Genomic DNA, 12,579 nt, shown 5'->3' with positions numbered 1-12,579 from the left:
TCGTGTCGGGCACGCCGGTTGAGGCGGTTGACGCGGGAGGGAGGCCGCGCGGCTATCGTGATCACAGACATCGAACGGGGAGAACCGGACATGAGCAGCGACAACCCGCCACCGGGCGGTCCGCCGTCCGCGCCGCCACACACACCGCCGCAGGTACCGCCGCCGTCGCAGCCCCCGCGGTGGGCCTGGTGGGTCGTAGGCATCGTCATCCCTGTCGTGGGACTGCTCGTCACGCTGCTGGTGGGTCGGCCCGGCTCCTCGGACGACAACACCGCGGAGTCGGCGCCGACACCTACGAGGTCGTCCGCGTCGGCGGAGACCGCCGGCCAGGGGCAGCCCGCTCCGGCGCCCACGAAGGGCGCGGCGGTGGATCGGGCGCTGTTCGGTCCGAAGGTCGTCGACGCCGACACGACCAACACCGGGTCGTACATCGAGCTGGACAAGCCCGAACCGATCGTGCTGGGCAGTTCCCTCAAGGGCGCGGACATCATCTTCGGGGCGTCCCTCGGCGACCCGAACCTGTTCGTGCCGGGCTCCGGGTCCCTGCTGGCTCCGCTGCCCGCCTCCGGCGCCGCCCCGACGGCCGAGGAGTGCGCCCAGGCCGTCGAGGGCAACGGGGGCTACACGGCGCCCGTGAAGCGGGGCGACCGCTTCTGCCTGCTGACCGACCAGGGCCGCCTCGCCTACCTCGTCGTCGTCAGCGCACCGAGCCGTGGCACCGGAAAACTGAACATCACCGTCTGGGACACGCCTGCCGTCTGACCGGTCGGGCACTGCGGCAGGATGGACCCCATGCCGAACCGACTGGCCCATGAGACGTCCCCCTATCTCCTCCAGCACGCCGACAACCCGGTCGACTGGTGGCCCTGGTCGGCCGAGGCGTTCGAGGAGGCACGGCGGAGCGGCAAACCCGTCCTGCTGAGCGTCGGGTACAGCAGCTGCCACTGGTGTCACGTCATGGCTCACGAGTCCTTCGAGGACCAGGCCACCGCCGACTACCTCAACGAGCACTTCGTCAGCGTCAAGGTCGACCGCGAGGAGCGCCCCGACGTCGACGCCGTCTACATGGAGGCCGTCCAGGCGGCGACCGGTCAGGGCGGCTGGCCCATGACGGTGTTCCTCACGCCGGACGCCGAGCCCTTCTACTTCGGTACCTACTTCCCGCCCGAGCCCCGCAGTGGTATGCCCTCCTTCCGGGAGGTGCTTCAGGGGGTCCGCGGCGCCTGGACCGACCGGCGGGACGAGGTCGCCGAGGTCGCGCAGAAGATCGTGCGGGATCTCGCCGGACGGGAGATCGAGTACGGGGCGCCCGAGGCCCCCGGTGAGGAGGAGCAGGCGCGGGCACTGCTCGGGCTCACCCGGGAGTACGACGCCCAGCGCGGTGGATTCGGCGGGGCGCCGAAGTTCCCGCCGTCCATGGCCCTGGAGTTCCTGCTGCGGCACGGCGCCCGTACGGGTTCCGAGGGGGCGCTGCAGATGGCCCAGGACACCTGTGAGCGCATGGCCCGGGGCGGGATCTACGACCAGCTCGGCGGCGGCTTCGCCCGGTACTCCGTCGACCGGGAGTGGGTGGTGCCCCACTTCGAGAAGATGCTGTACGACAACGCGCTGCTGTGCCGCGTGTACGCCCACCTCTGGCGCGCCACCGGCTCCGAGCTCGCCCGGCGTGTCGCCCTGGAGACCGCCGACTTCCTGGTGCGGGAACTCCGCACGAACGAAGGGGGGTTCGCGTCCGCGCTCGACGCCGACAGCGATGACGGGACCGGCAGGCACGTCGAAGGTGCCTACTACGTCTGGACGCCGGCGCAGCTTGCCGAGGTGCTCGGCGCCGAGGACGCGGAGCTTGCCGCGCACTACTTCGGGGTGACGGCGGACGGCACCTTCGAGGAAGGGGCCTCCGTTCTCCAACTTCCGCAGCACGAGGGCGTGTTCGACGCCGAGAAGATCGAGTCCGTCAAGGCGCGGTTGCTCGACGCTCGTCGGGAGCGGCCCGCTCCCGGGCGGGACGACAAGGTGGTCGCCGCCTGGAACGGGCTCGCCGTCGCCGCGCTCGCCGAAGCCGGCGCCTACTTCGAGCGGCCCGACCTCGTGGACGCCGCGCTGGCCGCCGCCGATCTCCTCGTACGGGTTCATCTGGACGACCGGGCCCAGCTCGCCCGTACCAGCAAGGACGGTCAAGTCGGTCCGAACGCGGGGGTGTTGGAGGACTACGCCGATGTCGCCGAGGGGTTCCTCGCGCTGGCCTCGGTGACGGGGGAGGGGGTGTGGCTGGAGTTCGCCGGGTTCCTGCTCGACCATGTGCTCGTGCGGTTCGTCGACGCCGAGTCGGGTGCGCTGTACGACACCGCCAGCGATGCCGAGCAGCTCATCCGGCGGCCTCAGGACCCGACCGACAACGCGGTGCCCTCCGGGTGGACCGCCGCTGCGGGGGCGCTGCTCGGTTACGCCGCCCAGACCGGTGCCGAGCCCCATCGGGCCGCTGCCGAGCGGGCGTTGGGCGTGGTGAAGGCGCTCGGACCGCGCGTGCCGCGGTTCGTCGGGTGGGGGCTCGCTGTCGCGGAGGCGCTGCTCGACGGGCCCCGGGAGGTGGCGATCGTCGGGCCGTCTCTTGGTGATCCCGCCACAACCGTTCTGCACCGTACGGCACTTCTGGCGACGGCTCCGGGGGCCGTGGTTGCCGTGGGGGTTGTGGGCAGTGGTGAGTTGCCGTTGCTTGCGGGGCGGCCTCTCGTCGGTGGGGAGCCGACCGCGTACGTGTGCCGTAACTTCACGTGTGACGCGCCGACGACCGATCCGGAGCGGTTGCGTACCGCGCTGGGCGGCTGAGTCTCGCCCCCGCCGCCCCTACCCGTCCCATCCTGTTCCTGGGGGCTGCCGCCCCCGGACCCCCGCTGTCGGCCCTGAACGGGCCTCGTCCTCAAACTCCCCCGGAGGGGGGACCCCCGGACGGGCTGGAAATGCCGCTCGGGAGGCCGTGTGCGAGGACGTTCACCGTGCGGTCCACCAGGTCGGCCAGGTTGTCCTTGAAGTCGTTCTGCGCCCAGTAGACGGCGACCTCCGACAGGCCGCCGATCAGGGACATGGCGTAGACACGGACCTCCAGGTCGGCGGGGTCGCGGCCGGTGCGCTCCGCGATGACGCGGCAGAGAAGGCGGCCGGTTTCGGACATGCTCTCGATCATGCGGGAGCGGACCGCCGGGACCTCCAGCATCAGTCGGCTGCGCAGCCGGGTCACCTCGGGCTCCTCGGACCAGCTGAGGCCGACGGCCCGCTTCAGGACGTACCGCAGGGAGTCGAGCCACGGTTCGTCCGCCGGGCGGGCGCGCAGTTCCTCCTCCAGCACGGAGTCGTACTCGTCGGTGAGCACGATGTCCTCCTTGGTGGGGAAGTAGCGGAAGACCGTGGACTGCGACACCTCGGCGCGTTCGGCGATCTGCTCGACCGTCGTGGCGTCGTATCCCTGGTTCTCGATCAGTTCGTACGTCGCGGCACGGATCGCCCTCCGGGTCCTGATCTTCTTCCGCTCACGGAGGCCCAGTTGGGGGCGGTCGGCGAGGGGAGAGGTGCGTGCGGCCGTCATGCACTCATTGTCGGCCATCGGGCCGGACGGCAGCCATGCCGGTGGCTGTGTCAGGGGTGACGGCAGGGGTGGTGGCAGGGGTGAGGAGTGCCGGGTTCGTCGGCGCGGGCCCGGTGTGTGTCGGAAGAGCGAGGGCCGGACGGAAGGGCCAGGGGGATGACCATCGCCGCGCCCACTCCCGTCAGCGCGCGGGCCGCGGTGATCCAGTTCATGTCACCGGCCGGTGCCCCGACGAGCGACCCGGCGAGGAAGACGCCGAGCCCGGCGATCAGCATCCGGTGCCGCCCGGAGCGGTCACCGAGGAGACCTGCCGGGAGCATCGGCGCGGCGAACGGACGATGTACGCGTCCGGCGTCCTCCCCCAGTGCCAAACGCCCGGGGGCCCCAGCCGCTCCCCGGTGCTCGTGCCGAGCTGTTCGGACGTCGTCGGCAGTGCGAGGTTGAGGATCGTCATGTCACAGGTTCCGGTGCGAGGGCGCGAGGGTGCGAGGGCGCGAAAAGCGGATGTGAAGGCACGAAAAGCGGATGTGAAGGCACGAAAAACGGCCGCGGCTCGGAAGCCGCGGCCATCTGGGTCGTTCGAGGGGATCAGGGTCTACCCGTGCTGGTACGCCACCATCGAGATGCCGATGTAGTGCGCGACGAAGGCCGCGAGGGTCAGGGAGTGGAACACCTCGTGGAAGCCGAACCAGCGCGGTGACGGGTTGGGGCGCTGGAGCCCGTAGATCACGCCGCCCGCGCTGTAGAGGAGCCCGCCGACGAGGACCAGTACCAGGACGCCGATGCCGCCCGCGCGCATGAAGTCCGGCAGGAAGAAGACGGCCGCCCAGCCCATCGCGATGTAGCAGGGGGTGTAGAGCCAGCGCGGGGCGCCGACCCAGAACACGCGGAAGGCGATGCCGGCCACAGCCGCACCCCAGATGCCCCACAGGAGCCACTGCCCCTTGCTCGCCGGGAGCAGCAGCATCGTCAGCGGGGTGTAGGTGCCCGCGATGATCAGGAAGATGTTGGCGTGGTCGAGCCTGCGCAGGACGCCGTCCATGCGCGGGCTCCAGGTGCCGCGGTGGTAGAGCGCGCTCACGCCGAACAGCAGGCAGGCGGTGAGGGTGAAGATCCCGCAGGCTATGCGCGCCCGGCTCGAACTGGCGAGCGCGGTGAGCACCAGACCGGAGATGAGTACGGCCGGAAACATGCCGAGATGCAGCCAGCCGCGCAGCTTGGGCTTGATCTCATCGGAATGTGGCAGCGAGAGCGCCAGGGGACCGCGGCCGGCGTCCGGCGAGTCCAGGGGCGCGTCGGGAACGGACGCAGTCATGACGGCCATCGTACCTACGCAACCGTAAGTTACGCGTCAGTTCGGTGACGGGAAGGGGTGGAAGTGGTCAGCCTCTCATGTGTGCTGGGCCTCGGGTGTGCCAGGTGAATACGGGGTGACCCGGAGGAAACGTCAGGGCGGGCGGCGAATGAGTGGCGATGGTCACGTCGCTCAGGTGTGAGGCCCTCTGGACAGATGGGCGCTCCAGTCGGATGATCAAATGAGTGCGGTCGGCACCGGATGAGCGCCATTGATCCATACCGTGAAGCATCCGGGTCGCAGCCCCCAAGGGGCAGTCAGCAAAAAAACCCTCATTCAAGGAGCAATCGTGGCGCGCGACATCGCGGCTCCCGTTCCCCCTGACACCTTCCTCTCAGGCACCGTCCCGACCAACCACAAGCAACTGGTCTCGTGGGTCAACGAGATCGCAGAACTGACGCAGCCGGACAACGTGGTCTGGTGTGACGGATCCGAGGCCGAGTACGAGCGCCTGTGCGAGGAGCTCGTCGAAAAGGGCACCTTCAGGAAACTGGACCCGATCAAACGCCCCAACTCCTACTACGCGGCCTCCGACCCGACCGATGTCGCACGCGTCGAGGACCGCACCTTCATCTGCTCCGAGAAGGAGGAGGACGCGGGCCCCACGAACCACTGGAAGGACCCCGCCGAGATGCGGGCCATCTTCGCGGGGGAGAAGGGCGTCTTCCGCGGCTCGATGAAGGGCCGGACGATGTACGTCGTCCCGTTCTGCATGGGCCCGCTCGGCTCGGACCTCTCCGCGATCGGCGTCGAGATCACCGACTCGGCGTACGTCGCCGTGTCCATGCGCACGATGACGCGCATGGGCAGCCAGGTCCTCGACGAGCTCGGCACCGACGGGTTCTTCGTGCGTGCTGTGCACACGCTCGGGGCGCCGCTGGCCGAGGGCGAGGCCGACGTGCCGTGGCCGTGCAACTCCACGAAGTACATCTCGCACTTCCCGGAGAGCCGCGAGATCTGGTCGTACGGCTCCGGGTACGGCGGCAACGCGCTGCTCGGCAAGAAGTGCTACGCGCTGCGCATCGCGTCCGTCATGGCACGCGACGAGGGCTGGCTCGCCGAGCACATGCTGATCCTCAAGCTCACGCCTCCGCAGGGTGAGTCGAAGTACGTGGCGGCGGCCTTCCCGTCGGCCTGTGGCAAGACGAACCTCGCGATGCTGGAGCCGACGGTCGGCGGCTGGACCGTCGAGACGATCGGCGACGACATCGCCTGGATGCGCTTCGGCGAGGACGGCCGTCTCTACGCCATCAACCCCGAGGCCGGTTTCTTCGGCGTCGCGCCCGGCACCGGTGAGCACACCAACGCCAACGCGATGAAGACGCTTTGGGGCAACTCGGTCTTCACCAACGTGGCGCTGACCGACGACGGCGACGTCTGGTGGGAGGGCATGACGGAGGAGACTCCGGCCCACCTGACGGACTGGAAGGGCAACGACTGGACGCCGGAGTCAGGAGTTCCGGCCGCCCACCCGAACGCCCGCTTCACCACCCCCGCCTCCCAGTGCCCGATCATCGCGCCCGAGTGGGAGGACCCGAAGGGCGTGCCGATCTCGGCGATCCTGTTCGGCGGACGGCGCGCCACCGCCGTACCGCTGGTCACGGAGTCCTTCGACTGGAACCACGGTGTCTTCCTGGGCGCGAACGTGGCCTCCGAGAAGACGGCCGCCGCCGAGGGCAAGGTCGGTGAGCTGCGCCGCGACCCCTTCGCCATGCTGCCGTTCTGCGGCTACAACATGGGCGACTACATGGCGCACTGGATCGACGTGGCGAAGGACAAGGACCAGTCCAAGCTGCCGAAGATCTACTACGTCAACTGGTTCCGCAAGAACGACGAGGGCAAGTTCGTGTGGCCCGGGTTCGGTGAGAACAGTCGTGTCCTGAAGTGGATCGTGGACCGGCTGGACGGGAAGGCCGAGGGTGTCGAGACGCCGATCGGGGTCCTGCCTGCCAAGGGGGCGCTCGACACGGACGGTCTCGAACTCTCCGAGTCCGACCTCGACTTCCTGCTCACGGTCGACAAGGACGTGTGGCGTGAGGAGGCGGCGCTGGTTCCCGAGCACCTGAACACGTTCGGGGAGCACACTCCGAAGGAACTGTGGGACGAGTACCGGGCGCTGGTGCAGCGTCTGGGCTGAGGCCCGCGTCCAAAGCTCCGCGGCCGGTCGGACTTGCCCTGACCTGCGACGTCGTCATGGCCGGCCGCGGTGGTTCTTCTCGCCCCCGCCGCCCCTACCCGTCCCATCCCTGGGGGCTGCGCCCCCGGACCCCCCTTTCGCGCTGAACGCGCTCGTCCTCAAGCGCCGGACGGGCTGAATATCCAGCCCCTCCGGCGTTTGGGGAGCGGGGTCTGGGGCGGAGCCCCAGAAGGACGGGACGGGTAGGGGCGGCGGGGGCGAAGAACATCTCGGGCCGCCGGTTACGCGCGGTCCTCCAGGTAGCGGGTGTGTGTTTCCTGGCGGCGGGCCTCCGCCTCCCGCAGGCTCACCGCCAGCCGCTCCGCCTCCTCGTGGAGGAGGCCGAGCTGTCGTTCCAGGTGCCGTTCCGGGGGTTCGGCGCCGGGGGTCAGCCGGGTCCACCACCGGGTCCGTACGAAGGTGTCGACGGCCTCCGGTACGTCCTGCCGCACGGCCCGGGAGAGCGCGTGGACGCCCTCCGGGTCGGTCGCCAGCACCTCGCTGGACCAGTCGGGGTCCAGCAGCGCCGTGAGGAGTCCGGTCAGCTCGGTGAGCCGGCCGGCGGCGGCGGGCGGCAGTTCGACGCCTTCGAGGTACGTCAGCAGCCGGCCGAAGTCCCCCCGCAACTCGTCGAGCTGGGCGGAGAGCTGCGCGGACGGGTCCGGGAAGTCCGGCAGCGGCTGCCGCTCCGGCGGGGCGAGCAGCGCGCCCGCGCCGTACAGTCCGGCGACGACGACCGGCCAGTACGGCCCCGCCACACCGGTGAACGTCAGGCCCAGGCCCACCAGCCCGCACGCACTCCCGGCGATGTTCTTACGGGACTCCAGGACCCCCACGATTCCCATGAACCTACTGGTAGCCACGGATCTCCTTGAACGCGCCGTCGAGCGAGCCCTCCTGGGCGTCGAAGAGACGACCGCCGGTCAGGTCGGCGATGTGCGCCAGCTCGGAGCGGTCGGAGTCGCCGAAGAGGATGGGGAAGACCGGGATCTCCCGCTGCCGGACCGGGAGTTGACGGTAGAAGCCGTCGAACTCCGCCGCCTTCGCGCCCGCCGTGTTCTCACCGTCCGTCATCAGCACGATCGACGTGAACGTGTCGCGGTCGGCGCCGAGTTGCTCGTACGCCTTCTCCAGTGAGGTGTAGATCGCGGTGTCGCCGTCCGCCACCAGCCCATCGGTGTCCCGGCGGATCGCGTCGAGTCCGCTCTGCGGATCGGAGGGGCTCACCACATGCGTCCGCACACTCTTCACCTCCGAGCCGAACGGCATCAGCGTCACCTCCTCCCGCTGCCGGAAGTCGCCGGTGAGGCCGCGCAGCGCCCGCTTCAGCCCGGACAGCCGCTCACCCTCCATCGAGCCCGAGGTGTCGAGGACGTACACCGTCCGCGAGGGGCGGCGCAGCTCGTTCTCGTACGCGTCGAGCAGTCCGTCGGCGACGGATCGGCTGCCGGGGAAGGGCAGTTCACGGCGGCGGGAGGTTTCCAGGCCAGCTGCGGGCGGTACGGAGGCGACGACGGGGCGACGGTGGGTGACGTCGGTGATCTCGCGCTGCGTCGCCGGGGTGCGCAGGGCCTCCGTCAGGCGGCGGACGTCCTCCCGGGTCGCGGCGTCGGTCGACGCGAGCGAGGTGACCGGGTAGTCGGCGGTGACGACTCCGTCGCGCGGGCGTATCACCGTGAGTCCCGGGATGCCCTTGAGGACGGACTCGTAGTTGAGCAGGGCGTCGACGGTGCCCCGCCGCTCGTACGCGGCGGCCAGCCAGCCCGACGAACCGGACGTCAGCTTCTGGCCCTTGAAGAACTCCTTCAGTCGCGGGGACGCCTTCGTCACCTCGGCGTCGGTGAGCGCGGACTGCGCCCCGGACAGTCCCGAGGCCACCGAAACCAGTGTGGAGAAGCCGGAGTTGGAGCGCGCCGGGTCGGTCATGCCGTACGTCAGCTTCCCGTCCCGTACCGCCTCCTCGACCTGGGACCAGGTGACCTGCTCGGGCTGCCAGCCCAACTCGGCGACGCTGGCGGCCCTGACGCCGATCGCGACGGGGCTCGACATGACGGACGTCTCGGAGACGACCTTCTTCGCCGCGTCGGGGCGCAGCCGCAGATAGTCGTTGGAGGACAGCCACAGGGCGTCGTACACCCCGTCGGTCTTTCCCTTCGCCAGCAGTTCGACGGCGTCGAGGGTGCCCATGTAGGTGGGCCGGACCTTGATGCCGGTGTCCTTCTCGACCTTGTCGAGGACGGGCTTCATGTCGGAGAGCTCGCTGGACGCGAGGACCCGGAGGGTGCCGGGCTTGGAGGCGGCGGCCGGGTCCTGGGACGACTTCCCCGCCGTACAGGCGGAGGCGGTCAGGAGGGCGAGTGCGAGAGCGGCGGTCCGGGCGAGCCGGTGTCTCCTGCTCGTACCTGTGCTCACAGTTGGCCTCCGTCCAGTGCGCTACGGGACCGGCTGCGCTCCAAGTAGGCGTTCGCGTGCTGGAGTTCGGAGGTCAGCGACTCCACCGTCGCCGCCATCGCCTCCGTCGCCTGGACCTTGTAGGTGTCGATGGTGTCGAGGGTGCGGTAGATCTGCTGGAAGGCGTTCTTGAGGGTCTCCGCCCCGACGGCCGGATCGGCGGCGATCCGCTGGATCTCGCCGCTCTGTGTGGCGAGCATCTCCGCGTTGCCCCGGATGAGGTCCTCGGTCGTCCCGCGCAGCGCGTTGACCTGCTCGATGACCTTCTTCTGGTTGTCGAGGGCGGTGGCCAGCATCACGGAGATGCGCAGTGCGGACACGGTCGTGGTGGCCGCGCGGTCGACCCCCTTGATCAGCTCGTCGTTGTTGCGGCGTACGACGTCCATGGCGAGATAGCCCTGTGCGCACACCGCGAGCTGGGTCAGCAGGTCCTGGTGCTTCTGCCGGACCGGGAAGAGCACATCGGCGCGCAGGTTGTCGGCGCCCCCCGGATCGGTCGCCTCGACGCCGCCGATGTGCCGCTCGACGGCGGAGTCCAGGGCTTCCGTCAGGACGACGTACTCCTGGAGCTTGCCCATGGTCTCCCAGAGGCGGACGCGTTCGGTCTGCAACGCCGCGCTGTCCCTGCGCAGTTCGTCCTGTCCGCCGCGCAGCGAGCCCACGATCTTGTTCAGGGTCGCCTGCGAGGAGGCGTACTTGGCGACGTGGTCACGCAGTTTGTTGCCGCCGGGCAATCTGGACAGGAACTTCCGCCCCTTGCCGGTGGGCAGGTCACGCGGGTCCAGGTCCTCGACCACGCGCCGGAGTTCGACGAGCGAGCCCGCCACCTGCGACTGGGCGTCCCCGCCGTTGCTCGGCAGGCTGCGGACGGCCCGTTCCAGCATGCGGTTGGACTGCGCGGCGGCGGTTCGCATCTCGCCGGCGCCGAGGCCGGTGATCTCCCCGACCCGGCCCGCGAACTCGGGCGAGCGGGCGTCGAGGGCGGCGAGCTGTCCGACGTATTCGGCGGCCTTGCGGGCCATGTCCGTAAGGACACTGTCGTCGACGGGGACGAGACCACCGGCCTTCTCGCGCGGCACGGCCGCGACGGGCTCGGGCGGAGTGAGCGTGAAGATGTCGTCGACGCTCTGACTGCTGTCCTGGCTCGTGTTCTGGATCGGCTTCTGGAAGTTCACGTGGGATCCCCCTGGTTCCGGGCCCGGCGTGCCATCTCGTGCAGCACCTTGGAGGTGGGCACGGGAGCCTGCCGGACGCCGGTCAGTCTCTGGTTGAGGTAGGCGGCGTGGGCGGCGGTCGCCGCGACGAACTCGGCGGCGTCGCCCTGCGGCCGGAACCCGTGCCGGACGGCGAGCTTGCGCAACACCGGGTCTTCGCTGAGGAGTTCACCGAGTGCGCGGCCCTCTTCGGTCAGCGGTACGACGGTGTGGTCGCTGTTGGCGGTGGTGTCCGGGTAGAGGACGGTGAGGTCGCCCGCGCTCTGCTGATCGCCGAGCAACGCGGCCACCTGCGACTCGTACACGAGGACCAGCGGGTTTCCGGCGCCGCTCACGAAGTCCCTGAACGCCGCGTCGGAGCTGGGCTGTTGGGCGCCCTGGACGCTGACCAGCTTGTGCATCAGGGGCGCGGTACGGTCGATGTCGGCGTCGCTCGCCACCACCCTGCCACCGTTCGCCACGTAGCTGGTGGCGGCGAGGTAGAGGGCGCCGGAGTTGGAACTCTCCGGGTCGGTGGAGGCGATGTAGAGGGTGCCGGTCAACTCCCCGTACTTTTCGGCGCCCTTGAGCTGCTGCCAGGTGCGGTCCTTGTCGGCGGCGGCGAGGTAGGCGGCCATCTTGAGGGTGCCGCGGCTCTGGCCCCTGTCGAGCGTCGCGAGTCCGCCCGCCGCGAGCACCTCGGCCGCGTTGCGGTGGGCCACGACGACGAGCGGCGAGTAGAAGGGGCGCGGCAGGGGCTGCCGTGCCTTGTACTTGGCGGCCAGTTCGTCGGCGGGCGCCTGGCTGGACGGGAAGGCGAAGTCGTACCCCTTGAGGTCCAGCCCTTCCATGGCCCACGACCCGGAGGTCTCCGTCCGCACGGTGTAACCCTTGGCGGCAAGGGCCTTCACCACGTCGGGATCGGCGAAGAACTCGGCCTTCTCCGACCCGATCACTCCACGCACGGTCTTCGTTGCCGTGCTCTGGTCCCCGTTGTCCCGGCCTGCCACGACGGCTGCCACCACGCCGCCGATCAGCAGGACCGCGAGGACAATCCCTGCGATTCGTCTCACGCCCGGAGCGTGCTCCCGGAATCCAACGTTCCCCGGCTACGAGAATGAACGGAGGGTGAACCACTGGTCCCGGTACGCAACGCGCCCTTCAGGGGCGCGGGGAACTGCGCGACAAGCCACGGACGGCCCGCAGCCGCCACGCCACCGAACCCCCACGGCGAACCGCACCGCAGCCAACCCGGACTGCACAACCCGGCACCACAAGAACCCCCTGCCCGAGCGAACGCAGTGAGGTGGCACCCGGTCCGCGCGTCGCTGCGGGAGCGCGCGGACCGGGGCCGTCGAGGGGAACCCGGGAGGGCTCAGCGGGACGCGAGGGCGCGGGGCTCGGTTGCCTCGGCGTGGGCGTCCATGCGTTCGGCGGCGAGGATCGCGGCGGCCGTGTCGGCGCGGGAGGCCGCGACGACCAGGGCCCGACCGGCGAGTGCGAGGGCGCGCCGGTGCAGGGCCGTGAGGTCGGGGCCGGCGGTCGCGGGGGTCGAGGCGCGGACCGGCGTACGGCCCCGGCGCAGCCGGCTCACCTGGGCGGCGAGGCGCTCCGCGGCGGTGTCCAGGTCGGCGGACGGTGCGAGGGCGCGCAGCTCGTCGGTCGCGGTGAGGAGTGCGGCGAGATGACCGGCCAGCTGGATGTCCAGCTCCTCCTCGCGCGACCTGTGAGGGTAGTCCGAGGCGGTGCCGGCCAGCGCGCTGCGGGCGCTGTGGACCGACGGGGTGCGGATCGGTTCGTACATGGGAGACGGCCTCCTGTGCGC

10 protein-coding genes and 1 pseudogene are annotated in these 12,579 nt (G+C 70.2%); 3 read left to right on the top strand and 8 right to left on the bottom strand.

Annotated features, from left to right (window positions below):
• Nucleotides 1–90: 90 nt before the first annotated feature.
• A complete protein-coding gene (locus IEY89_RS28040; protein ID WP_189150293.1) occupies nucleotides 91–762 on the top strand; it encodes a hypothetical protein in 672 nt (223 codons plus the stop codon).
• Nucleotides 763–792: 30 nt separating this feature from the next.
• Nucleotides 793–2,826, top strand: a complete 2,034-nt coding sequence (locus tag IEY89_RS28035; protein WP_189150292.1) for a thioredoxin domain-containing protein — start codon at nucleotides 793–795, stop codon at nucleotides 2,824–2,826.
• A 91-nt stretch (nucleotides 2,827–2,917) separates the two neighbouring features.
• On the opposite strand, the gene IEY89_RS28030 is transcribed toward IEY89_RS28035, so the two are convergent.
• The 3 genes and pseudogenes from IEY89_RS28030 to trhA all read right to left on the bottom strand — a co-directional run bounded on the left by IEY89_RS28030 (nucleotide 2,918) and on the right by trhA (nucleotide 4,895).
• Nucleotides 2,918–3,580 (bottom strand): TetR/AcrR family transcriptional regulator, encoded by a 663-nt coding sequence (locus tag IEY89_RS28030; protein ID WP_189150373.1) that lies wholly within the window; start codon nucleotides 3,578–3,580, stop codon nucleotides 2,918–2,920.
• Between the two features lie 123 nt (nucleotides 3,581–3,703).
• Nucleotides 3,704–4,037, bottom strand: a pseudogene (locus IEY89_RS28025) (MFS transporter); the annotation flags it as partial.
• 138 nt (nucleotides 4,038–4,175) lie between these two features.
• The gene (gene trhA / locus IEY89_RS28020; RefSeq protein ID WP_189150291.1) at nucleotides 4,176–4,895 is read right to left on the bottom strand and encodes a PAQR family membrane homeostasis protein TrhA; all 720 of its coding nucleotides are present in this window, start codon (nucleotides 4,893–4,895) and stop codon (nucleotides 4,176–4,178) included.
• A gap of 328 nt (nucleotides 4,896–5,223) precedes the next feature.
• Here trhA and IEY89_RS28015 point away from each other — a divergent pair, with 328 nt between their 5' ends.
• Nucleotides 5,224–7,071: a phosphoenolpyruvate carboxykinase (GTP) gene (locus tag IEY89_RS28015; protein ID WP_229695446.1), complete on the top strand. Its 1,848-nt coding sequence runs from the start codon at nucleotides 5,224–5,226 to the stop codon at nucleotides 7,069–7,071.
• Between the two features lie 281 nt (nucleotides 7,072–7,352).
• On the opposite strand, the gene IEY89_RS28010 is transcribed toward IEY89_RS28015, so the two are convergent.
• From IEY89_RS28010 to IEY89_RS27990, 5 genes are all read right to left on the bottom strand, one after another.
• Entirely contained in the window at nucleotides 7,353–7,955 is a 603-nt protein-coding gene (locus IEY89_RS28010) for a hypothetical protein (protein ID WP_189150371.1), read from the bottom strand.
• A gap of 4 nt (nucleotides 7,956–7,959) precedes the next feature.
• Nucleotides 7,960–9,522 carry a substrate-binding and vWA domain-containing protein gene (locus tag IEY89_RS28005; protein ID WP_189150290.1) on the bottom strand — a complete coding sequence of 521 codons (1,563 nt, stop codon included), beginning with the start codon at nucleotides 9,520–9,522 and terminating at the stop codon, nucleotides 7,960–7,962.
• The gene (locus IEY89_RS28000; protein WP_189150370.1) at nucleotides 9,519–10,718 is read right to left on the bottom strand and encodes a toxic anion resistance protein; all 1,200 of its coding nucleotides are present in this window, start codon (nucleotides 10,716–10,718) and stop codon (nucleotides 9,519–9,521) included. Before IEY89_RS28000 ends, IEY89_RS28005 begins: the two co-directional genes overlap by 4 nt.
• Nucleotides 10,719–10,732: 14 nt before the next feature.
• Nucleotides 10,733–11,827, bottom strand: a complete 1,095-nt coding sequence (locus IEY89_RS27995) for a substrate-binding domain-containing protein (protein WP_189150289.1) — start codon at nucleotides 11,825–11,827, stop codon at nucleotides 10,733–10,735.
• 302 nt (nucleotides 11,828–12,129) lie between these two features.
• Nucleotides 12,130–12,558 carry an SCO4983 family protein gene (locus tag IEY89_RS27990; protein WP_189150288.1) on the bottom strand — a complete coding sequence of 143 codons (429 nt, stop codon included), beginning with the start codon at nucleotides 12,556–12,558 and terminating at the stop codon, nucleotides 12,130–12,132.
• Nucleotides 12,559–12,579: the final 21 nt, after the last annotated feature.

Source organism: Streptomyces lacrimifluminis, from assembly GCF_014646095.1.
GTDB lineage: Bacteria > Actinomycetota > Actinomycetes > Streptomycetales > Streptomycetaceae > Streptomyces > Streptomyces lacrimifluminis.
The sequence above is the reverse complement of the archived record's forward strand: the minus strand, read 5'-3'. Positions and strand labels throughout refer to the sequence as shown.